The 22,206-nt window shown below is 63.2% G+C and carries 23 protein-coding genes; 11 read left to right on the top strand and 12 right to left on the bottom strand.

From position 1 onward, the window contains the following. Positions 1-36 precede the first annotated feature (36 nt). The 9 genes from AC06FE_RS12685 to AC06FE_RS12645 all read left to right on the top strand — a co-directional run bounded on the left by AC06FE_RS12685 (position 37) and on the right by AC06FE_RS12645 (position 11,160). The gene (locus AC06FE_RS12685; RefSeq protein WP_478073221.1) at positions 37-249 is read left to right on the top strand and encodes a hypothetical protein; all 213 of its coding nucleotides are present in this window, start codon (positions 37-39) and stop codon (positions 247-249) included. Next, entirely contained in the window at positions 246-2,204 is a 1,959-nt protein-coding gene (locus AC06FE_RS12680) for a hypothetical protein (RefSeq protein WP_478073220.1), read from the top strand. Before AC06FE_RS12685 ends, AC06FE_RS12680 begins: the two co-directional genes overlap by 4 nt. A gap of 1 nt (position 2,205) precedes the next feature. Then, positions 2,206-2,967: a hypothetical protein gene (locus AC06FE_RS12675; RefSeq protein WP_478073219.1), complete on the top strand. Its 762-nt coding sequence runs from the start codon at positions 2,206-2,208 to the stop codon at positions 2,965-2,967. Between the two features lie 44 nt (positions 2,968-3,011). Beyond that, a complete protein-coding gene (locus AC06FE_RS12670) occupies positions 3,012-3,389 on the top strand; it encodes a hypothetical protein (protein ID WP_478073218.1) in 378 nt (125 codons plus the stop codon). 88 nt (positions 3,390-3,477) lie between these two features. Then, on the top strand, positions 3,478-8,166 hold the full coding sequence (locus tag AC06FE_RS12665) for a tape measure protein (RefSeq protein ID WP_478073217.1): 4,689 nt from the start codon (positions 3,478-3,480) through the stop codon (positions 8,164-8,166). A gap of 3 nt (positions 8,167-8,169) precedes the next feature. After that, a complete protein-coding gene (locus AC06FE_RS12660; RefSeq protein WP_478073216.1) occupies positions 8,170-9,891 on the top strand; it encodes a fibronectin type III domain-containing protein in 1,722 nt (573 codons plus the stop codon). Between the two features lie 11 nt (positions 9,892-9,902). Then, positions 9,903-10,193: a hypothetical protein gene (locus AC06FE_RS12655; RefSeq protein WP_478073215.1), complete on the top strand. Its 291-nt coding sequence runs from the start codon at positions 9,903-9,905 to the stop codon at positions 10,191-10,193. Beyond that, the gene (locus AC06FE_RS12650; protein WP_478073214.1) at positions 10,193-10,762 is read left to right on the top strand and encodes a hypothetical protein; all 570 of its coding nucleotides are present in this window, start codon (positions 10,193-10,195) and stop codon (positions 10,760-10,762) included. Before AC06FE_RS12655 ends, AC06FE_RS12650 begins: the two co-directional genes overlap by 1 nt. Before the next feature lie 11 nt (positions 10,763-10,773). Continuing rightward, positions 10,774-11,160 (top strand): hypothetical protein, encoded by a 387-nt coding sequence (locus AC06FE_RS12645; RefSeq protein ID WP_478073213.1) that lies wholly within the window; start codon positions 10,774-10,776, stop codon positions 11,158-11,160. A gap of 755 nt (positions 11,161-11,915) precedes the next feature. Here AC06FE_RS12645 and AC06FE_RS12640 read toward each other — a convergent pair. The 6 genes from AC06FE_RS12640 to AC06FE_RS12615 all read right to left on the bottom strand — a co-directional run bounded on the left by AC06FE_RS12640 (position 11,916) and on the right by AC06FE_RS12615 (position 14,098). After that, positions 11,916-12,176, bottom strand: a complete 261-nt coding sequence (locus tag AC06FE_RS12640) for a hypothetical protein (protein WP_478073212.1) — start codon at positions 12,174-12,176, stop codon at positions 11,916-11,918. Positions 12,177-12,419: 243 nt separating this feature from the next. Then, on the bottom strand, positions 12,420-12,635 hold the full coding sequence (locus AC06FE_RS12635) for a hypothetical protein (protein ID WP_446541561.1): 216 nt from the start codon (positions 12,633-12,635) through the stop codon (positions 12,420-12,422). Between the two features lie 91 nt (positions 12,636-12,726). Further along, entirely contained in the window at positions 12,727-12,981 is a 255-nt protein-coding gene (locus tag AC06FE_RS12630; protein WP_446541560.1) for a hypothetical protein, read from the bottom strand. 68 nt (positions 12,982-13,049) lie between these two features. After that, entirely contained in the window at positions 13,050-13,205 is a 156-nt protein-coding gene (locus AC06FE_RS12625; RefSeq protein WP_478073211.1) for a hypothetical protein, read from the bottom strand. A gap of 66 nt (positions 13,206-13,271) precedes the next feature. Beyond that, positions 13,272-13,868 carry a hypothetical protein gene (locus AC06FE_RS12620; RefSeq protein ID WP_478073210.1) on the bottom strand — a complete coding sequence of 199 codons (597 nt, stop codon included), beginning with the start codon at positions 13,866-13,868 and terminating at the stop codon, positions 13,272-13,274. Beyond that, complete coding sequence (locus AC06FE_RS12615) at positions 13,847-14,098, bottom strand: hypothetical protein (protein WP_478073209.1); 252 nt, start codon at positions 14,096-14,098, stop codon at positions 13,847-13,849. The genes AC06FE_RS12620 and AC06FE_RS12615 overlap by 22 nt, the downstream gene beginning before the upstream one ends. Positions 14,099-14,377: 279 nt before the next feature. On the opposite strand from AC06FE_RS12615, the gene AC06FE_RS12610 reads away from it, so the two are divergent. Further along, a complete protein-coding gene (locus AC06FE_RS12610) occupies positions 14,378-14,719 on the top strand; it encodes a hypothetical protein (RefSeq protein WP_478073208.1) in 342 nt (113 codons plus the stop codon). 18 nt (positions 14,720-14,737) lie between these two features. Here the strand turns inward: AC06FE_RS12610 and AC06FE_RS12605 are convergent, their stop codons facing one another. Both AC06FE_RS12605 and AC06FE_RS12600 read right to left on the bottom strand, forming a co-directional pair. Beyond that, the gene (locus AC06FE_RS12605; protein ID WP_446541552.1) at positions 14,738-15,493 is read right to left on the bottom strand and encodes a class I SAM-dependent methyltransferase; all 756 of its coding nucleotides are present in this window, start codon (positions 15,491-15,493) and stop codon (positions 14,738-14,740) included. A 305-nt stretch (positions 15,494-15,798) separates the two neighbouring features. After that, positions 15,799-15,963, bottom strand: a complete 165-nt coding sequence (locus AC06FE_RS12600) for a hypothetical protein (RefSeq protein ID WP_446541551.1) — start codon at positions 15,961-15,963, stop codon at positions 15,799-15,801. 464 nt (positions 15,964-16,427) lie between these two features. Here AC06FE_RS12600 and AC06FE_RS12595 point away from each other — a divergent pair, with 464 nt between their 5' ends. Next, positions 16,428-16,697: a putative hemolysin gene (locus AC06FE_RS12595; protein WP_132862954.1), complete on the top strand. Its 270-nt coding sequence runs from the start codon at positions 16,428-16,430 to the stop codon at positions 16,695-16,697. 211 nt (positions 16,698-16,908) lie between these two features. Here the strand turns inward: AC06FE_RS12595 and dxs are convergent, their stop codons facing one another. The 4 genes from dxs to AC06FE_RS12575 all read right to left on the bottom strand — a co-directional run bounded on the left by dxs (position 16,909) and on the right by AC06FE_RS12575 (position 22,157). Further along, positions 16,909-18,819 carry a 1-deoxy-D-xylulose-5-phosphate synthase gene (dxs, locus tag AC06FE_RS12590; RefSeq protein ID WP_446541549.1) on the bottom strand — a complete coding sequence of 637 codons (1,911 nt, stop codon included), beginning with the start codon at positions 18,817-18,819 and terminating at the stop codon, positions 16,909-16,911. A 153-nt stretch (positions 18,820-18,972) separates the two neighbouring features. Further along, the gene (locus AC06FE_RS12585) at positions 18,973-19,638 is read right to left on the bottom strand and encodes an HNH endonuclease (RefSeq protein WP_132862956.1); all 666 of its coding nucleotides are present in this window, start codon (positions 19,636-19,638) and stop codon (positions 18,973-18,975) included. 214 nt (positions 19,639-19,852) lie between these two features. Continuing rightward, on the bottom strand, positions 19,853-21,643 hold the full coding sequence (locus tag AC06FE_RS12580; RefSeq protein WP_313254650.1) for an acyl-CoA dehydrogenase C-terminal domain-containing protein: 1,791 nt from the start codon (positions 21,641-21,643) through the stop codon (positions 19,853-19,855). 37 nt (positions 21,644-21,680) lie between these two features. Then, on the bottom strand, positions 21,681-22,157 hold the full coding sequence (locus AC06FE_RS12575) for an LEA/WHy family protein (protein WP_478073207.1): 477 nt from the start codon (positions 22,155-22,157) through the stop codon (positions 21,681-21,683). Positions 22,158-22,206: the final 49 nt, after the last annotated feature.

Below are 22,206 nucleotides of genomic sequence, written 5' to 3'. Positions count from 1 at the left end.
ACGTACCGCAGGCCCGTCCAAGAGCTGCGCGCCACGATGTCGCGGCGCCAGTTTCTGGAGATGTGGGAGTTCCACAAGCGGAACCCCATTGACCCCGTGAGCCTGCATCAGAAGCCCGCCGCGCTTGTGGCCTACACCATAGCCACCCACAGTCCCGCAGGCAGCAAGCGCCCGCTGGACGACTTCCTCAACGCACTGGTGCCGGTCCTGGAAGAGGACGAAGCCCAGAAATGGTTTGATTCCCTATGAGCGAGACCTTCGGGCGGTTCGCCGCAGTTCCCATCGGCCCGGCGCTGTCCGCGCGCGATAGCGGCCTGACCCTTGCCACGACGGCGGCGGCCGACATCAACCGCACGGCCCGTTCGGACATTCCCCAGGACGCCGGCACGGTGGGCGTGGAGTTCGCCGTGTGGGGCGACGATGACCTGCAGGCGGTCGTGGGTGTGGTCAACTCCAGCGCCTCGCTGTCCGTCGTTCTGGGGGCGATTGGGGGCATTGGCTGGAACCTGGCCGCCGGCACGTTGCGCGTGGGCGGCGCTACGGTGGCCTCCGGCTTGCCGCCGGTGGTCAAGGGCGACATGGTGGGCGTGGAGCTGGTCATCGGCACGCCCAATACCGTGCGGCTCTACCGCAATGGCTCGCTGGTGCACACCGGCTCGGCCACCCTTGATGGCCCCCTGTACTTCGCCGCGTCGCTGGGCGCGAGCAAAGCGGGGGGGCTGCTTCTGGCGGTCAACGCTGGGCAGTGGGTTGCGAGCGGGCCTCCGGCCGCGGCGGGCTGGCCCCTGCGCCGCCTGTCCACCGCGGCGCCGGGGATCGCTGATGCGGACTTCCTGACGGCGCCGGGAGACACCCCGCCCAACGCCCGCTATGAGGGCTTGCTGGCCGAGGGTGTGACCATCGTTTCGGCGCTGGACTTCTGGGTGTGGGGCGGTTCGGCGACGCAGACGACCGTTGCAGACTGCCTTGTCCACGACGCCGATGGCCTGCTGGATGCCCTGGCGTTGTCCGGCGGCGCCGGCCAGCCTGTCTCCATCCGGCAGGGGCAGGCGGGCGGCATGCTCGCCGATACCGTGGCAGTTGGCCGGTTCGTGATCGATCGCGTGGAGATTGCTGGCGACGGCGACAAGCGACTTTCGCTGCTGGACGCGCATACAGACCTGGACGAGCCCATCACCCGCGCGGTGTTCCTACCGAACATCCCCGGCCTGGCCTGGAGTGCACAGCCGGTGGTGATCGGTGCGGTGGCGAGCGTGCCGGCGTTGGGCGCCAACTCCGATGGCTCGGCGCTGTTCCTGGCCGACGGCCCGGTGCACGTCGCGGCGGTGATGGATCGCGGCGACCTGATGGAGCCGGGCACGTTCCAGCTCGCGCCGGGTGGGCAGCAACTGTTGATGCAGTCACCGCCGGAAGGCCCGGTGGTCGCCGACGTGTCCAGCGTCAGCGCCGGGCAGCAGCCGGCGACGCTGCGGCAGGCCCTGGGCGACGTGTTCGGACGGATCGGCAAAGCGGCATGGGCCGCAGGGGACGCCAGCAGCATCGACGCGGCGACGGGCTACGGCGGGGTGGGGTACTACTCCCGCGAGGCCGTGACGGCGCGCGCGGCGCTGGGGGCGATCCTGCCGAGCTATGGCGCTGGGATGTACCAGGCGCCGGATGGCGTGCTGCGCGTGGCGCGGGTGGTGGCGCCTGAGTCGGTGGCGGTGCCGGCCTTCGAGGTCATTGCCGACGACCTGGCCGAGGATCTGATCGCGTTGCCCGATGATGCGCCGAACCTGACCCGCCGGTTCGCCTACCGTCCGAACGCCCAGGCGCTCGGTGCCGCCGATCTCGTGTCCGACGTGGTGGACGTGCCGCAGGCAAGGCGCGACGAGCTGACATCGCTGTTCCGGGGCCAGGTGTATGCCGCCGGCCCGCTGCATCCCCACTACAGGCACGCCGACGTGGCCGCCCCATTCGTCTCGCTGTTCTGGGGGCAGGGGGATGCGCAGGCCGAGGCGGACCGGATCGTGGGGCTGTACGCGGTGATGCGGCACTTCTTTGTGCTCACGATCCGCGGAGACCAGCAGCTGGACGTTCAGCCCGGCCAGGTGGGGCGAGTCACGTACCCGCGATATGGGCTGGAGAACGGGAAAAACGTGTTCGTGCGCAGCGTAGAGCGCAACCCGACCACGGGGGACGTGGTGCTCAACGTGTGGGGCTGAAATGCTGATCGGGTACGGAATGCCGGCTGTGCAGTCGGTGGCGCTGGTGGGCGGCAACTGGCTGACGGCCGATGCCGGCGCGGCGATGTTCGACGGAAAGCCGGCGCGGCGCTCCCGGATCGCCAGGAGCGGCGCGCTGTCGATCAACATCACATTCAGCGGCACCATCGTGCCGCGCATCGTCGCCTTGCTGGGCCTGTCCCTGCCGCCAGGGGTATCGGTGACAGCGGCCGGGGCGACCGGCTCCACCGTGCGACTCCCTGACGGATCGGTGTGCGCCTGGCTGTTCCCGACCGGTGCCGCATCGGTGTCGTCCGTGGCCGTGGGGATCGACACCACCGCGGCGACCGTGGAGGTGGGTGAGGTCGCAGTGCTGCGCGCCGTGGATGTGGGCATTGCCGATGGCTGGGCGGTAGCCACCATCGACACCAGCGTCCACACCCGCACGAAAGGCGCCCAGCTCAACACAGTTGAAGGGCCGCGGTACCGCCGCTTCACCGGCAACCTGTCGGCACGGCCCACCGACGTGGCGCATGGCAGCGGCTTGTCCGGCACGGATTGGGATACGGTGGTGCTGATGCTGCAGGGGCGCGGGCGGGGCTGCATCGTGCCGGAGTACAGCCGGACGAAGGGTGGCCCCATCGATCCGGCGCTGGCCGCCCGGTCGGCAATCTACGGAGCCGCGTCGAACACGTGGAGCGTGGAGAACGTGAGCGGCCGGTACTTCTCGGGGTACCTGGAGTTTGAGGAAGTGCCCGCGTAAGTGGCACCATGTTCGTCGGTAACGAACGAACAGGGAGGGGCGGCGTGAAAGATAAGGTTCTCGGATACCCTGCTTGGCAGATGTGGATGGTTGTGGCTGCAATAGTCGTGGTTGTGCTTGTGGTTCTACTTGCGCCAAAGCGAGAAGTAAGTTCAACGTACAGCGCCAAAAGAAACTGCGCTCAATGGATTAGACAGGAAGTCAAGAATCCAAACTCTGCCAAGATTCCGGCTCCTTCACTTGTTCTGGAGCAAGGTGACAAGGTTGTTGTGCAGTGGAAGCATGGTGACGGCTTGCTGTTAATGAATGATTTCGGAGCAAGCATTGACTCGTCAGCACTCTGCGTCATGTCGAAGAATGGAATGTATCTCAAAGAACTTCTGATAAACGACGCGGTAGTTAGGACCAATCGCTCCAGGTAAAAAGAACAATCCAGTGCGCCGGTAGGCGCGCCGCTAGATATCGCCAAACCCCGCCTTGTGCGGGGTTTTTTGTTGCATGAGGATACGCATGGGCCTGTATACATTGACCGTCGATCTCCTGGCGCGGAATGCTGCCTTCGAGCACGACATGGGAAAGAGTGCACGCGTTGTGGATCGAGATATGCGCAGCATTCGCGCCGCCATGTCCGAACACTCAGCGCGAGGAGCTGACGCCGCTGCGGCTGGATTCCGCCGCGTCGCGGTAGAAGCCATTGGAATGGGGTCGGCCATTGCTATCGCACGCAACGCTGTTGGGCGCGGCGACGAGTGGATCGCCATGAACAACCGCATTCGCCTTGTAACCGATAGCCAGCAGGCGTTCGTGGCTGCGCAGCAGGACGTTATCCGTATCGCCAAAGCGACGTATCAGCCGCTCGACGCCACCGCGGGTGTCTATCAGAACCTGGCGATGGTCCAAGATCGCCTCGGCCTGAGCGGCAAGCAGACGGCGCGCATTGTCGAGACCGTCAACAAGACGGTGGCGATGTCCGGTAGTTCCGCGGCTGCCGCTGAGGGCGCTTTGACCCAGTTCGGACAAGCCCTCGCATCCGGCACGTTACGCGCCGAAGAGTTCAATTCGATGGTCGATGGTGCATCCAAGTTGGTGCAGACCATAGAAGATGGCATGGGAGTTGCCCGGGGGAGCCTGCGTGCCATGGTCAATGATGGTGGCATTTCTGCCCAGACCATGGCGCAGGCGCTGCTGAAAATGTCCGGCGACGTGGATACCGCATTCGGCGCAATGCAGGTCCGCGTGTCGCAGTCCATGACCAATCTCAACACGCAGATCACCGAGATGGTTGGCCGTGCCGACGAGGCCTATGGCGCCTCGGCTCTACTGGCAGATGGTATTGATCTCCTGGGCCGGAATCTGGATGTGGCTGCAGCTGCGGCAGCTGGACTCGCGGGTTCTCAGCTGGCGAAGATTCTGGCCGCGCGTGTGGCCGCTGTTAGCGCCAGTATGGCAGCGGATCGTGCCGCAGCATCGCAAAACCTTGCCAACGCGCAGGCATTGGAGCTTCGCGCGCGTGCGGCCATGCTGGATGCTCAGGCGGAAGTGCGGCGTGCCCAAGCCATCGGCGGTAGCGTGTCGATCAGTGCGAAGGCGGCAGCAGCGACCATGGAGCACCGTCAGGCAACCGTCCTGCTGACGCAGGCGCAGACGCAGTACAACGCGGCGAGTGCGGGCTTTGCCTCGCGCGGTGGCGCGGCTGTTCTGTCGGCTCTGGGCGGGCCGGTGGGAATCATCTCGATGCTGGCGGCAGGCGCGGCCGGCTGGCTCTTGTTCCGTGATGGGACCAACGATGCGGCCAGATCGCTCGCCGACTTCTCCGACACGGCGGATGTTGCCATCGAGAAGTTCACCGAGTTGAACAAGCAGCAGCAGGCGGGCGAGGTCCTTGAGCGGCAGAAGAACATCGAGAAGGGCTATAGGGACATTTCTGATGAAATCGGCCGTATGGTGTCCATTGCTGCCACCTTCTCCAATGTTGCTAAGGCCGACGCGTTCATAAAGGAGACCTCACGTCTTCAGGATGAACTGAAGGCCGGGAAGGTATCAGCTGACGTGTTCTCTGCAAGTATTGAGGGCGCATGGCGGGAAATGATCTCTGCATCCCCAGCCGCTGCATCTGTTACCGGCGAGCTGACCATGCAGGCGGCCTCCGTCGCAAGCCTCTCCAAGGAGACTTTGCGCCAACGCGGTGTGCTGGAAGATCTCAATCTTGTCAGCAAGAGGGCGGAGACTCAGACGGATGCCACAACTGGCGCCATTGTTCGTCAGACCCAGGCATCGGGAGAGGCGGCCAAGGCCATTGACCAGCACTTGAAGTCGCTTCAGGGCTCCATCGATAGCCAGATCGTCAACCTGGTTCGACTGCAGAAGGGCGCTGAGGATGCGTTCCGCGTCGAGATCGGACAGAAGATCAACGCAGCGGGGGGTGTGGACGCGCTCTCTACGGCGCAGCGCGAGGAATACAACCGGCAGTTGGAGGTTGGGTTGGCTCTTATCCGGAAGACTGAGGCAGCGCAGAAGGCCGCATCAAGCGCCAAAGCCGCCGACAAAGCGGCGGTAAAGAGCGGAAAGGACACCGCCGAGGCGATGGCGCGTTACGGCAGGGAGGCTGCCATCGCCGCTGGCACCATGTCCGGGCCGCTGGCCGAGGCGATGGCAAAGCACACCCAGCGCATGACCGAGCTTAACGAGGCCATGGTCAAGGGAAACATCCTGCAGGCCGATGCAGGTGTGCTCATGGCTCAAAGTGCGCAGGAGTACGCCAAGGTTTCTGCCGCAGCGGAACAGGCCCGGCGCGCCCCTGCGGCGCTACTTGCCACCATGGGGCAGGAGATTCAGCTCCTTGGCATTGCTGGCCCTGCGCGCGAGCTGTACCGCCGTCAGCTGATGAACGAGTCCGATATGCGCGAGGAGATCAATCGCGCGATGGAGGCTGGGGCCAAGTTCAGCCAGGACGAGATCACCCAGCTCATGGAGCGTGCGCGTGCCTACGCTGGAGTGTCCATGGCGATGGAAGAGGTTGCTCGTGCCGCCGAGGACTGGCAGCAGGTTGCCGTGGACGCCGCCGGTGGTGTGGCCGACACCTTCGCCGACGTGTTCGCCGGCCAGATCAAGAACGCAAAGGACTTTTTCTCCGAGCTGAAGGACGTGTTCAAGCGCGGGTGGTGGGACGTTGTACGCACGGGGCTGCAGCAGCAGTTCGTGAACCCGATCCAGAAGGCCATCCAAGGCATGTTATCCGGACAGGGCTTCGCGGCTTCCGGCACCAGCTTTGGCGGCCTGGGGACCACCATCGCCGGCGGCATCGTGCAGGGGGCGCAGCGGGCCGGAATTGGAAGCCTGGGTATCGGTACCGCTGCCGGTGTGGCCGCCGGCTCCATCGGTGGCTTCGGGAACAACGTGGCCGGCTTCGGCGGCTTCCAGGGAACCACCTACGGGCTCGGTGGTGCATCCGGGACCATCGGCGGTGGTGGCTCTGGCTTCGGCATGCCGCCTGGCATGGGGCTGTTCGGGAAGTCGCTGTTGACGGGTGAGTTCGCGGGCGGGCTCCCCTATGCGGGTGCCGGCCTGGGCCTGTTGGGTGCCTACTACGGCCTGACCAAGCGCGGTAGCGGCGGTCTGTCCAGTGTGCTGGCCGGCGCATCCTATGGGGCCTTGGGGCTGGGTGTGGGCGGCGCCATCGCGGGTGGGTTGGGGGCCATCGGTACCGGTGTGGGCGTCGGCGGCATCGGCGCTGGCGCAGCAGCAGGAGCAACGGGCGCCATGGGGGCCATTGGGGCGTCGTCCTGGGTTCCGGTTGTGGGCTGGGCACTGGCGGCTGCCGCGGTGGTGGACAAGCTGTCCGGCGGCAAGGTCTTTGGCACCAAGTACCAAACGAACAGCAGCCAGCAGACCATCGGCATCAGTGAGGGCGGCGGGTCGGCAACGGCCGAGGCCTATCAAAGCCGGCAGAAGTCGCTCTTTGGCGGCAAGAAGTGGAGGACGATCCAAGTTGATCCCGGCCAAGAGGCCCGGGATGCTGCCGCGGGCATCCACGAGGTGCTTTCGGCCTACGCCAAGCAGCTGGGCGTGAGCCTGCGGCAGGATGCCGCTGCGCTCGTTGGGGGCTCCTTCTCCCAGTCCTACGACAAGAAGGGCAACGTCACCGGCTCCCGTTCGACGGTGCTGGGGCGGACCTACGACGAGGACGCCGAGACCTTCCAGAAGCGCCTCGCTGCCGAGCAGGCCATCGCTGCTGTCGGGAAGATCGACGGCCAGGCAAGCCGGATCGCGGAGGACTGGCGGAAGTCGGCGGAGCTACTGGAGGACGGTGCCAACTTCTTCGTCACCGCGGCAGTGGATGCCCGGAGCGGCTTGGACCTGTGGACGGGGGTAGGGCTCTCCGCGCTCACGGACTACGTGGAGAAGATGCAGGCGGCAGACGAAAGCCTGACCGCGGCATACACCCGGTTGGCGGGGACGGCGAAGTCCTACGGCACGCTGATGGCCGACATCGCCACGCAGGTGATGACGGCGGACCTGTCGGGCTACCAGCAGCAGGCCCTGACCATTGAGCGCACGTACCGCCAGCAGGTGAAGGCGGCCAACGACTATGCCAAGGCGCTGGGCCTTTCCGGGGCCAGGGCGGAGGATCTGGCAAAGATCGAGGAGTTGCGCGCGCTGCAGATGGGGAAGCTCCAGGCGCAGATCGAGGCTGACAAAAAGGACATCAAGTACGGTCTTTCGATCAGTGACCTGTCACCGCTGACGGACCGGCAAAAGCTCTCCGAGTCGATGCAGGCGCTTGCCGATGCGACGGCGAAGGGAGATAGCCAAGCGGCGCAGCAGGCCGCTCAGGCAGCCCTGGGGTTCGGCCGAAACCTCTTTGCCAGCGGGAAGGACTACAACGACCTCTACGGCCGCGTGATGGCAATGATCGACGGCATGAAGGTCGGCGAGCTGGATCTCGAGGATGGCACCTCGATGGGCCAATTGGCCGACGCCATCGAGGCACTGCCGGAGCACTTCGGGAAAGCGATCTTTGAAGTTGCCGCGGGGGGAAAGGAGGCCCAGAAAGAGACCAACGCCAAGCTCGATGAGCAGAACCAGTTGCTCCGCGAGCAGAACGAGTTGATCCAAAGGCTGTTGAACACGACTCAAGGCGCTGCGGCAACGCAGAAGCGCGAATCCATGAACGCATCGCTCAACGCAAGGGCAAAGTAAGACATGCGATATGTGACCCTCATCGATCTGGGCGCGGGCCAACTACCCGCCCAGACGCCTCCTGCTGCCCGCTTCGCGCGCTGGTTCCCTGAAGTCTACGCACCATCGGCTGTCCCGCCGGTAGGCGGGACTGAGGTGACGCCCGTGGCCGATGGCGTGCTGCTTGAGTGGGATGCGGTCGATTCCGGTGGCTCCATTGTGATCTACATCATCGAGCGCAGTGAGTCACCGGATGGGCCCTGGCAGGAGGTGGTCAGGACCACCGAAACCCGCTACCTGTACAGCGATGGCAGCGGGTTGACCTGGTATTTCCGCATTACCGCGACCGTTCGAGGAGTTGCGGGAGGAAGCGAGGTTGTAGAGGGAACGGCTGAACTTGTTGCGAAGCAGGCAGCCGTGGATGCCGCAATGGAGGAGGCGTTGCGCGCATCTATCAATTCAGGGAAGGCGCTGGCGCTGTTTGGTACCGAGTACAGCCCTGACGATACATACACCGCAGGTTCCGTGATCTACAAGGACGGGCGGATGTACCGGGCAAAGCAAGAAGTGCCTGCTGACACGCCTCCGCCTGATCCGGTGTACTGGGAAGATGTCGGAACCGTCACCCAGGCCCAGGCCGCCAACTCGACCGCCCTGAGCCAACTTCGTGTCGATGTGGATGAGCAGGGCAACGACTTCGCCGCGGCGATCACCCAGGTGAACAGTGGGCTTGCCAACGTCACGACGGCCATCAAGGCGGTCGGCGGCGGCGGAAACCTCCTGCAAGGCGCGGCGCTTGGGACGCTGGACGGATGGTTCATCAGCTACAACTCCACGGGGAGCTGGAGCGGACTGACGTTGAATCTTGCGGGCGACTCGTACCACCCACCCAACATCAACGCCGTCGGCTCTTCCCACGCGGGTGTAACCCCGGCCATTGCTTATCTGCATGTCAGCCCCGTTCGAGCCGTAGCGGTAGAGGCAGGGAAGAAGTACGTCCTATCGGCTTACGGGAATCCGCATCGCTCGGTGCAGGATGTGTTCGTCATCTGGCGAAATGTTGCCGGTGCTGAGATTTCCCGAACCCCGCCGGCCAACACCGTCGGATCTTCGACGTCGAGCAATTTGGGCAACAACCTGGGTGCGTATTGGACACGGGTGTATTCGATTGGCGAGGCCCCGGCGGGTGCGACTTCGGCAACCATCGTGTTGCGAAACACTGCGCCGAGTGGGGTCAACCAGCCCTATGCCTTCTGGTGCCGGCCCATGTTCGAGGAAGTGCCGGCTTCCCAGGAGGTGCCGTCGGCGTGGTCGGCTGGTGGTGAAGAAGCCGCGGCGAGCTATACCGTTACGACCGACGTCAATGGCTACGTCAGCGGTATGCAGTCCATGAACGACGGTAAGCGCTCCAGTTTCTCGTTTCTTGCTGATGTGTTCCGCGTCTTCACGGGCGGGGCGGCAAGCGGTATGGAATGGCAGGCCAACTACATCCGCGTTTACGGCAACGGATATCAGCTCGTCATGGGCACTGGCTTCGGTTCGGCGGCAAACCTGGTGCAGTGGTTTGGCCCGAATGTTGGCGCGGCGAACTGCACCACCGCAAACTGCGTGGAGTGCAAAACCACGTCGGGCCAGACCATCATCCGTGGAACGAGCACGCAAGGGCGAATGGAGATCATGAACACCGCGATCACCATCTATGACGCCAACAACCGACGGCGCTTCGCGGCAGGGCTGGGCATCTAATGGCTACAGGGGTGAAGCTGTGGGATGCCAACGAGAACTTGGTGTTGGATACGACCGATAGGGTTGCCGGCGGCACCGTTCTGTTGAACACCGGCAAGACGAATGGGTCGTACACCGCGACGCCAAAAGCTGGGCAAACGGTTGAGTTTGTCTACAACATGCCGGGCTCCTGGAGCCCGGCGGGAAACGCTAGTCCTTGGCCCACCATCGCCATTTCTGGCAACCGCATAACGTGGTCTTTCAATTCGGCGGTTGTGGAGGTTCGCAGGTTTGCGATTGACATCATGGTTGTGACCTACTGATGGCCGTTGGAATCTACGTAGAGAATGACGATGGTGTGGTTGTCCTGGACGACAGCCGCAACGTCGTCGTCGTGCTGGCGAAAAACAGTTCGCCAGCAGGAACTCTGTTTGTCGCGCAAGGTGACGGGGCAACCTATTCGTTCGGGTTGCCCCAAGGTGAGTCGAACTGGGGCGCCAAGACGTGGTCGGAAACAGGTGAGCTGTTGTTCGATGCGATAGCCTACGGCCGTATGGCTCGACCTGTCGCAGCTATGGTTGGCAACATAACCAACGTGCTTGAAAGCACGGTCACGCAGCAGTTCACTGCTGGTCGCTCGTATGCGGTGTGGATCATCCAGCCGGTATCCGCGATTCTGGTGCGCAATGAGAGCTTCAACGTCGGCGGCTCACTCAATTACGTCTACTACCTGGATGACCAAGAGATTTTTGCCACGGTGGCGGGAAACACGGTGTCAGTTTCCGCCAGGCGTATTCGTTCGACTGTGGCAAGCCCGTCGTCTGCTGTCCCGTATGACACGGCCGGTAAGACGACGTGGCGTGCCCTTGTTCTCGACGTGACCAATTTTTGAGGATCAGAACCATGGAGCCGGAAGTGCGAACTACTGAAACGGGCGACGTCGAGCGCGTTTACGACGCAAGCAACAGGGATGTGTTGGTTTGCCGGCGTGCGGAAATTTTCTTCACGCCGAATGATGACGGGACGCCAAGCACCGCAGGCAAGGTGATCTGGCACACCCAGTGGTGGAGCTACATCGGCGCATTCAAGCGCGGCGAGGCCCTGGGCCCGCAGCTGGAGAACAGCATCGAGGAGGTGCTGGGGAACAGCTACGACGTGGGTCTCCCCGATCCGCTTGCCGCTGCGGTGATCGTTGCCGGGATCAAGGCTGCTTTCGTCCAGCGTGCGGCGCAGCACTTCGGGATCGGTGCGGAGCCGGCCGTAAAGCCCGAGGGGCCGACGTCGCCGTGACGCAGAGCGATGCTTGGTTCGACGGAGGAGACCGCTATCGGCCAGAAACGGCCGTTCAACGCCTGAGTTAAGCCGCGGGCCAACCGCGCAGCGGTTGGAACGTCGGCTTGAACGAATTGTTAGGCAGTGGGCTAAAAGAAGCTCTCTACCACTACAAATACTACGAAAAGAATCTGTGGTACGAAACCGGCAAGGACCGCTAGCCAAGCGGGAACGCGTCGGAACGGCATTACCGAAAATGCAGCGATTGAAGCGGCGATAACACACGTAAGAAGGCTTACCACCCACGCCCCCTCTCTAGTAGGGCGTTGTACACCTGGATCGTCACTCAGCAGCATTGCCCAGTAGAGAATCGGACAGATGAGAAAGCCGGAAATCCAGGCGATGGAGCAATGGATGCGACGCCTTGATGGCTCCAGAAGTTCGGCCTGAAGATCACTACCGGGAGGTTGATAGATATCTGTTTCCACTGCCTAACTACCTAATAGACAGACCCGTGGGTCCGGTTATACGACTTATCCACAAAGCGCCGTATGGTGTGCTTTGCCCTTGATACAGCTCGATCTTAGGGCGGCTGAGTCCGCCCAACAAGCCGGCGTATAACCGGACCCAGCGCTAGGCTCGGCGGCCGCACCAATGGCTGCTTTGGGTCGGAACATCACCGCGTAGCTTGGGCGGAGGCGACACGGCCTCAGGGTTGCGGGTATCAGACCTTGCCGTGAAGCGACGCCTCAGGCTGCACACCCATGCAGAGGCTATCGGCGATAGCTCTCTTTCAGGTGTTCGAGCTGATCGGCAGCACCCATCATGCTGGTGATTCGGTCTAGCACTGCCTCAATCCCGTTCCGGCGCTCCTGCTCGTCTGTGGTTCCTGCGGACTCTTTTAGTGCGCGCCTCGTTAGAATTGCCAAGGCCCTCAACTTATCGAGGCGCTTTGTGTAGTTCCATGAGTGATTGAGCATGGTCATCTCAAGAGCAAGATCATCGAGATCGGCTCTCGCGTCGTCATAGTTCATCAGTCTGGCCTGGAGCGGGGTGGGGCTCGTGGCCCTACCATAGGCGCTTTCGCGAAGATTTGTGTTATTCGCCGATTCGGCGACGTTGTCGGCAGTTGCTCGGCCTTCAGGACGTGAAGCGCATGGTGTGAGTACGAGCTATGCGTGCCTCGTCTCTCTTTTCTTTGTTGGCCGTGATGAGGGCGCTAGTTCGACCAGTTCAATGTGAACGTAAATAGAAGGCCCCGCAGAAGCGGGGCCTCTCTACTTTACGAAATGAGCTGCTCGGGTGGCGCCGAACTGCATCGCCGCTCCTGCCAGTTCGTTGGCGACATGTATCCCTTGCCCAGTTCGCCTTGTGGCCTCATCCATAAGGGCTTGATAGATATCCCAGAAGAATGAATCTGCCTGATGGGAGAGGTAGGCGGTGTGCAAGTTCATCCATTCTTCCTGAGTAAGGTATTGCGCGTCGTAAGCCATATGGCCTCCTGACACTCGAGTCCCATTGTTTATACGATTGCGTCTGCCGGGAGGGCATCTGCGAGCGAGGTGACGGAAGTTCTTCGGTGGCTCAGCTTCGCCGCGCATAGGTGAGGATAAGCGCTTCGTCTTCTGCTGCCGCTTTTGCTGACTTGGACCAGCGAACCACTGCTCCTTTGTTCTTGATCAGAGTCTCAAGCTCTGTACAAAGGCAGTCGGCGCAGGATTGGCCGCCCGGACTGCTTCTGCCGCAGTTCTTGCATGGCGCCATCGTCGTCGTTTCGGGTGGGCGAAGCTGATAGGTAATCTTCGCCATCAGCGCCTTCGCTTTCGTTACGTTACTCACTGCTGTCCATTCCTTTGGAGCAGCTGCGCGTTCAGACGCAGCTCTCCTTCAGTCACCAGCAGGAAGGCTTACTTCTGCTGGGATTTGCCGCCATCCTGGGGCTTACCTTCCTTGGTTTCCGCGTCCTTGCGGTCGTTGTCGTTCTGTTGGGGCGCGCCCGGTGCGCGCTTGGCATCGCGCTCCTGCTGGCCTTGGGTGTTGGTTGTGTCGTTTACGTTGGTCATTTTCTACTCCATCGCGGTGAGGTCACCGCAGATGAAGGTTGCGCCTCGCCGTGTTAGGGGAGGGTGCTATTGAAGCCTTGGGGATGAATGGGGCTCCGCTTGGCTGGATTCGTTCAGCCGACTCCAGCAGAGCCGCGCCACGTGCTTGGTGATTTCCGTGTTCAACCTGGATGTCAATGGTGGAATGCGGTGGTACAGAGCGGCTGCCCATGACGCTTCTGTTCCATGTGGATCTCGCAAGTAGATTTCGCAGGCGAGCTTGATCACCGGGACGCACTTTTTATCGAAGGAGTCGGAGATGAACGAACCGTGGTTGAAGCGCTCCTGCCAGTAAGAGAGCTCGCTCACCACGTCGACGTAATCTTTATCCCTTCTGGCGTTCATTTTCTTGATCCTCATGCAGCCATCTCGCACGGTGGCTATGCTGAAGGTGATCCTTGCGCGAAAGGTGTCATCTGGGATCAGTGAGGATTCGACCGGCCTGAAGGCTTGTTCTAAGTATCCTTCTTGTTGGCATCTTTGCTGACTTACAAGCACCTTAGTCGCTTTTGGGTTGATTGATGTGACGAAGATGGGCAAGGCTAGGTAGGTGGGGCCCTTTAAAGTGAAAGCCCGGCGAGGTGCCGGGCTTATTGCTTCGATCAACCCACCACCAAGTTCCACGGTATTTCCGAGTTCTTGTACTTGAATCGGAATCCATCGAAGTCCACCTGGCTGGCGATTTTCCCATCCGCGTCGATCAGTGTCTTCACTTCAATCTGTGTCGCCAAGGGATGCACGATGCGGATGCCATCGGTGGCGCCAGATCGGAGTCGCACTTGCTCGGTCGACAAAACCTTGACAGGGCGACGTTCTTGTCCAGGTCCTTCCAAAAACATTGCAACAGATCCCATGGTGCTAACTCCACGAAAGTTGAAGTGAGGTCCCCTCCGATTAGATCGGAGATCGGGCGGAATTCTTTGCCGTCGCGAATGAAATCTGCGTCAAGCGAAAGGGCTCTGACGCATTTAGTTGCACAAATGGGACGCCTGAGGTTCGCCCATTCGCTATGTGGCTATCTCATTCGTGGCTTGGACGCACGATTCTCCAGTGCCATCCAGCGCTGAGAGCTGCCTTTGCTGTTGGGGTGCCAGTCCAAGCCCGTGAGACGGCCGTGCCTATCCTCTCCGGCCATGACCGCCTACACCCGACACCCTGACCTTGGCCCCGAGTTCACCTGGGGCCCGCGAACGGCTTTCTGTAAAGGGCCGACGGCCCTGATGCTGCATGGGGAGGTGCTGGTCTCGATGATCGACAAGGTCGATGGCGGCTGGTTCGCGATCCTCCACTGGGCGGACGGCATCGACAAGTCGCTACTCACCAGGCACTGCAGCTCTTTCGAAGCCGGCCGGATGGGGGCGGAGCTATGGGTGCTGCGGCACGAGGAAGCACTCCGTGAGAAGGTCGCCCGGAAGCTGCAGTGGATTCGGGAGCATGTGGTCCGGCATTCAGCTAGCAGGTCCACTGGAGGCTAGGATCACGGCGTTGCGCTTCTAGGGGCGCCGTGCTTCAAAGCTGATAACTTGGTCACCCTTTTGGGGTGCGCGACCGCGTTGGTAATTGCCCGACGCAACAACGTCTCTGAAGCCAGCAGCCTGCAATGCGAGGCCGAATTCCTCGACCCCCCACCAGCGCAGCTTGAATAGATCGAGCTCTGTCTCCACCAAGTTGCCGCCTTTCCAGCGCTCATAGCGAAGATGGGAAAGAGTCGTTTGAGCCACGTAGTCGGTTTCTACTCGATGATCTGTCAGCGTCAACAGTTCACCTTGCTCTGTCGTCCAGCTGCGAATTGCACCAGAAGCGCCCAGAAAGCCGTCGATTGAGTCGAGATCGAGAATTAGCTTGCCGTTCGGCAACAAATGTTCGTAGAACCGCTTCAGAGCGGCCGTTGCCGATGCTGCGTCCGTGATCAGTTGCAGCGATCCCGCCGGAATGATTATTGCAGCGAACTTCTTGTCGTATGAGAAGTCCCCAAAGCTGAATCGCATCAAGGTCCCAAGTACGTTGTGCTCTCGGCAAGCGTCTCGGCAGTAGCCAAGCATTTCCTCGGAGGCATCGAACCCCTCGATGGGAAGCCCTTCTTTGAGCAGTGGCACGAGAACCCGGCCATTGCCAACCGCAGGTTCCAAGATGGGTCCTTCGGACTCGCTCAGAATCTGCTGGTAGTACTCCACATCACCGAATGACCGACCGACTGGCTTGTCCAGGTTGTAGACCCACGACGCGAGCTTTCCGTACCGATTTTCCATTTCACCCCTGTAGAACTGAACTGTCGTTTGATCGCTTTTGGGTGGGCAGCATAGCCGCGACCAAGCGGAATTGCGCAGATATTGGGATGGGCCGTTTCGGTGCGCCCTTTGGCGCGACCGGGCCAGGTTAGAGAGTTGCCGCCCCGGTTGAAGTCCCTTTCACCGGTGGGCGGCGGGCCACGGCCGGATCTTGGGAGCGTCGTGGCGGGCGAAATTCTAGCCGCGGAGTTGGCCAAGGCAAGCCCCCGGCCTGCGGTAAATCTGGCGTCGCGGCCAGCGGGTGGCAGGTGCGGCTTGAGCGCCGCCTAGCCCTTGGGCAATAGGCTGTAGGGGAGTGCCTTCAAGAGCGCCACGAAGGCCAGGCGCGGGGTTCTGGCCAGGAGCATGGTGACGACACATACCCCCAGCCAAGCCCCCGCCGCTGCAAGCGCCCAGTCTCCCAATGTCATCGATGCGATCAGCGAACTCATGATCACCTCCGATCGGTCCAGACCCCCCGTTCGGCCGGATCGTAGCACTGGCCTTTCGGGCAGGACTGGGATTTTTGCCCCCGGGGCGATTTGGTGACTGAAAAGCTACAAGCAGGCCATACGAGTGATGGGTATCAGGGGCAATGGCGGCGCGGACCCGCGGATGAGACGATGAGGGTATGCACCCTATCGACCTGTAACCTATTGATTCGTATAGGTAGGAGATCGGGCTTTCGTGCCCGTGTGCCGAGGGCCAGTTCCTTATATATATGAGTAGTTTAGGCGGATCAGCGCCGATGCCTGGGGGGCAGAGGGTCGTCGGTTCGAATCCGGCCGTCCCGACCAATTACTGCAATCAAGATCAAGGGCTCGCACGTGGTGCGGGCCTTTTTTCGTTGTGCACACCAGCTTTGCTAGCCTGCGCCGAGCGGGCAGTCCGGCCTGCAGCCTTCTGGGGAGTTGACATGAAACGAGGGATCCATTGCATTGCCATCCTGGTCATCGCCGGGGCGCTGTCGGCCTGCGCGGCAGGCGAGGGCACACGCGGTACGGCGGAGGTGCCACGCGTGGGCATGGCCAATCCGGCCTCGGTGCATTGCGTCGACAAGGGGGGCAAGGTCGAGATCAGGAAGAACAGCGAAGGCGGCGAGTACGGGATCTGCCATTTGCCGGACGGCACCCAGGTCGAAGAGTGGGAACTGTTCCGGCGGGACAATCCGGCGGGCAAGGACTGAGCGGGACGGCGGCGCGCCGCGGTGCCGGGTGCTGGGAATTCATCCGGGCCTGCGCGGGGCGGCTGGTTTTTTCTACGGCGCAGCCGGTTCGTCGGCGTGGATGAAATCCCGGTGTGGGAATGCAGGGCGCGGCTGACCTGATTCCGGGTGAAGGGCGTTTGCCCGTGCGCAAGCCGCTCAAAAGAAAAGCCCCGCGATGCGGGGCCTTTTTTCAGCTCGCCGCGCTGAGGGGCGCGGCGGTGTCATTCAGCTTGGGCCAGCGCTTGAGCAGGGCGGTGCGGATGCCGCTGGCATCAATGCCGGCTTCGGCCAGCAGGTCTTCGCGGCTGGCGTGGTGCTGGTAGCCGTCGGGCAGGCCCAGGTGCAGCATCGGCATCGTCACTGCTTCGGCATTGAGCAGCTCGGAGACACCCGAGCCGGCACCGCCGGCGACCACGTTGTCCTCGATGGTGACGAAGCCGTCGTGGGTGCGGGCCAGTTCCAGCAGCATCGCCTTGTCCAGCGGCTTGATGAAGCGCATGTTGACCACGGACAGGCCCAGCTCGCGGCCGACCTGTTCGGCGGCCGGCACGGTGGCGCCGAAGGCGAGCAGGGCGATGCGGCTGCCGGCGTGGCGCAACTGCGCCTTGCCGATCTCCAGCGTCGACAGGTCGTTGCCGATGGCGGCGCCGGGGCCGGTGCCGCGCGGGTAGCGCACCGCGGCCGGCCCCTTGTACTGCAGGCCGGTGCTGAGCATCTGCCGGCATTCAGCTTCGTCGCCCGGGGCCATGATCAGCATGTTCGGCACGCAGCGCATGAAGCTCAGGTCGAGGTTGCCGGCATGCGTGGCACCGTCGGGGCCGACCACGCCGGCGCGGTCAATGGCGAACAGCACGTCCAGGTCCTGGATGGCGACGTCATGGACCAGCTGGTCGTAGGCACGCTGCAGGAAGGTGGAGTAGATGGCAACGACCGGCTTGGCGCCCTGGGTCGCCATGCCAGCGGCCAGCGTGACCGCGTGCTGCTCGGCGATGGCCACGTCGAAGTAGCGCTCCGGGTACTCCTTGCTGAAGCGCACCAGGCCCGAGCCTTCGCGCATCGCCGGGGTGATGCCCATCAACAGCGGTTCGGCGGCGGCGGCATCACACAGCCAGTCGCTGAAGATGTCGGTGTAGGTCGGCTTCTTCGGCGCGCCCTTGGCGGGCAGGCCCTTGCTGGGGTCGAACGGGCCGACGGCGTGGTAGCCGATCTGGTCGTCCTCGGCCGGCTCGTAGCCCTTGCCCTTGGTGGTCATGATGTGCAGCAGCTGCGGCCCCTTGGCGTCCTTCAGGCGGGCCAGGGTGGACAGCAGCAGCGGCAGGTCGTGGCCGTCGATCGGGCCGGTGTAGTGGAAGCCCATCTGCTCGAAGGCGGTGGACGGCACGAACATGCCCTTCCACTGTTCCTCCCAGCGCTTGACGAAACGCGCCGGCGGGCTGTTGCGCTTGTCGCCGAGGATCTTCTTGCCCCCTTCGCGCAGCGCGTTGAGCGTGCGGCTGGCGGTGGCGCGGCCGAGCATCTTGGTCAGCCCACCCACTGCTTCGGAGATGGACATGTTGTTGTCGTTGAGGATGACCAGCACGTTCGGCTCGTCATCCATGCCGCCGGCGTGCGCCAGCGCCTCGAAGGCCATGCCGGCGGTCATCGCGCCGTCGCCGATCACGGCCACGGCCTTGCGGGTGTCGCCCTGGCGCTGGCGCGCGATGGCCATGCCCAGCGCGGCGGAGATGGAGGTGGAGGAGTGGCCGACGCCGAAGGTGTCGTACTCGCTTTCCTCGCGCTTGGGGAACGGCGCCACGCCGTCCTTCTGCTTGACCGTGTGGATGGTGTCGCGGCGGCCGGTGAGGATCTTGTGCGGGTAGGTCTGGTGGCCCACGTCCCACACCAGCTGGTCCACCGGCGTGTTGAACAGGTAATGCAGGGCGACGGTCAGTTCGATCACGCCCAGGCCGGCCGCGAAATGACCCCCGCTCTTGCCTACCGACTCGATCAGGTAGGCACGCAGTTCTTCGGCGACCGCGACCAGTTCGCTTTCGTCGAACCTGCGCAGGTCATCGGGAGTCTGGATGCGCGACAGGCGCGGATAGGAGGCAGAGTCGATCATTTTCGTGGCGTTTCAATCGAAACGGTATTTTCGCCGCCAAAAGGGGGTGGGGCAAGCAAACCGCAACAATTGTGAGCGTGAAATGACGAGGTTTGCCAGCAATCTGAAGTACCTGTTCAGACTGTCGATACCGAATGCGGTGTCCGGGGTGGTTCAGGCGCTGCGCTGCAGGGCCTTCTTGGGCAGTTGCGCCTTCAGGAAGGCCATCTGGTCGGCCAGGATGTTGCGGTTGGACAGGATCAGGTGTTCGATCCAGCTGGGCCGGTAGGGCACGGCCAGCAACGGCATGTTCGCCTGCTGCGGGGTGCGGTTGCTCTTGCGCGAATTGCAGTGGAAGCAGGCGGTGACGACGTTCTCCCAGGTGTCCAGCCCCCCCTTGGAGACCGGCAGCACGTGGTCGCGGGTGAGTTGCGGGCGGCTGAACTGCTGGCCGCAGTACAGGCACAGGTGCGCGTCGCGCGCGAACAGCGCCGGGTTGGTCAGGTTCGGCGTCGGGTCGATGGCGCGCGAGCGGGCATGGCCGCGCGAGGCGATGATCGGGTGCAGGTCCAGGCCGCTGCGCTGGCCACTGTCGCGGTTGGTCGCCCCGTGCACGTGCAGGCAGGGGTCGCCGAGCGTCCAGGCCACCGCGTCGCGGGCGTAGAGGCAGGCGGCGTCCTGCCAGGTGATCCAGTCCAGCACGCGTCCGTGTGCATCGAGCGACAGCAATCGCACGGTACCGAGGCGGTGGAAGGAGGGGGGAAGTGAAAACCCGGCTGTCGGAGCGGAAAGGTCGGCTCCGGTATCGATCAGACTACGCGGTGTAGTGTCTGTCTCCATCGGGAAAACAGCTTATACACGAAGCGTGACAGTTTGTGTAAAGACGGGGCGGTTCCGGGGCGGTGCTTCTTCAATCTGCGATAGAAGCGGCCCTCACCCCAACCCCTCTCCCGCGCACGGGAGAGGGGCTTTGGGCTTGCTGCGATAGAAGTGGCCCTCTCCCCAACCCCTCCCGCTTGCGGGAGAGGGGCTTTGGTTTGTCGGGGCGTTGGGTTTAGTCGCCGAAGCGTGCCGAATCCATCGCCATCAACGGGTCGGCGCCGGCTTCCATGCTGGCGGCATGGGTCAGTGTGCGCGGCAAGACGCGGGTGTAGTAGAAACGCGCGGTTTCCAGCTTGGCCTGCTTGAAGCTGTCGGTGTGGCCCGAAACCTGGGCGGCGGCGACTGCACGGGCCCACCAGTAGGCCAGGGCGACGTAGCCGCTGTAGAACAGGTAGTCCCAGCTGGCCGCGCCCAGTTCTTCCGGGTTGGCGGCGGCGCGCTGCAGCACGCTGACGGTCAGCTTGCCCCATTCCTTGGCCTTGGCACCCAGCACAGGCAGGAACTCGGCCACGGCCGGGTTGTTGGCGTTGTCGGCGATGAACTGCTCGACCTCGGCCAGGAACAGCTTCAGGCCGGCACCCTGCGAAACGGCGGTCTTGCGGCCGATCAGGTCCAGCGCCTGGATGCCGGTGGTGCCTTCATACAGCGTGGTGATGCGGGCGTCGCGGGCGTACTGCTCCATGCCGTGCTCGGCGATGTAGCCGTGGCCGCCGAATACCTGCTGGCCGTTGTAGGTGGCCTCGATGCTCCACTCGGTCAGGCAGGCCTTGACGATCGGGGTGAGGAAGCTGACCAGCGTGTCGGCGTCGGCACGTGCCTTGTCGTCGCTGCCGTTCTGGGCGGCGTCGAGCTGCGTGTAGGCGTGCGCGGCGAGCAGGCGGCCACCTTCGGTCAGTGCCTTGGTGGTGAGCAGCATGCGGCGCACGTCGGGCTGGGCGATGATCGGGTCGGCCGGCTTGTCGGCCAGCAGCGGGCCCTTGGGCGCACGCGACTGCAGGCGCTCACGGGCATAGGCAAGCGCGCCCTGGTAGGCGCGCTCGGACTGCGCCAGGCCCTGCACGCCGACGCCGAGGCGGGCGGAGTTCATCATCACGAACATCGCTTGCAGGCCCTTGTGCGGCTGGCCAACCAGGTAGCCCTGGGCGCCGTCGAAGTTCATCACGCAGGTGGACGAGCCGTGGATGCCCATCTTGTGCTCCAGCGCGCCGCAGCGCAGGGCGTTGCGCTCGCCCTTGTTGCCGTCGCGGTCGACCTTGTACTTGGGGGTGACGAACAGCGAGATACCCTTCGGGCCCGGAGGGGCGTCGGGCAGCTTGGCCAGCACCAGGTGGACGATGTTCTCGCTCAGGTCGTGCTCGCCGGCGGTGATGAAGATCTTGGTGCCGGTGATCGAGTAGCTGCCATCGGCATTGGGCTCGGCGCGGGTCTTGAGCAGGCCCAGGTCGGTGCCGGCGTGCGGTTCGGTCAGGCACATGGTGCCGGTCCAGTGGCCGGCCACCAGCGGCTTGAGGAAGGCTTCCTTCTGCCAGTCCTCGCCGTAATGCTTGAGGGCTTCGACCGCGCCGTGCGACAGCATCGGGAACAGGCTCCACGCCAGGTTGGCCGAGGACACCATTTCGCTCAATGCCATGCCCAGTGTCTCCGGCATGCCCTGGCCGCCGAACTCCGCTGCCGCGGTCAGGCCGGTCCAGCCGCCCTCGACGAACTGTGCGTAGGCCTCCTTGAAGCCGGGGGCGGTGGTGACCTCACCGGTGGCCTTGTCCAGCTTGCAGCCGGTCTGGTCGCCGACCGCGTTGAGCGGGGCCAGCACGCTGGCGCTGAAGCGGCCGGCTTCCTCCAGCACGGCGTCGATGACGTCGGCGCTGGCGTCTTCCAGGCCCATCGCGGCGAACAGGGATTCGGCCTTGAGCACGTCGTGCAGGGCGAAGCGAAGATCGGTAACAGGGGCTTTGTAGTTGCTCATCAGAACGGTCTCGAACGATGCAGGAAGCGGGTGGGGGTCAACGCAGGACGCCGGGCAGACCCGGTGCCTGGTTGAGGCTGTTGCGCGATTTGACGTCGAAGCTGCGCTGTTTCTTTTCTTCCGGGGTGGCGCTGATGGTGCCTTCCAGTTCATAGAACAGGGAGCGGCCGCCGGCCAGCGAATCGGCCACGACGATGCGTGCCGCCGAAGACGGTTGCAGGCGGACCTTGACCACGTCGGCCGACTCCGGGCCGATCGATACGCCAGGTTGCGTGCTGAGCGTGCCGGCGGCTTCATCGCCGACCTTCATCGCCAGCGACACCGCGTCAAAGCGCATCGGCATGGAGCTGTAGTTGCGCAGGCGCAGCTCGACGTCCCAGTTGCCATCGTTGCCGACGGTAAGCTGCTGGATGCTGGCGGCAGGTTCGGAAACGCGCTTGACCGGGCCGCCGCTGCAGGCGGCAAGCGCCAGCACGGCCACGGTGATCAGGGCGTATGTAGGGCGAAAACGCATGCCGCGCGGTCCTCCAGTCCTAAAGATGTCCCGAAGGATACTACGGCGT

It is taken from the genome of Stenotrophomonas sp. Steno-C18 (assembly GCF_056393195.1).
The sequence above is the reverse complement of the archived record's forward strand: the minus strand, read 5'-3'. Positions and strand labels throughout refer to the sequence as shown.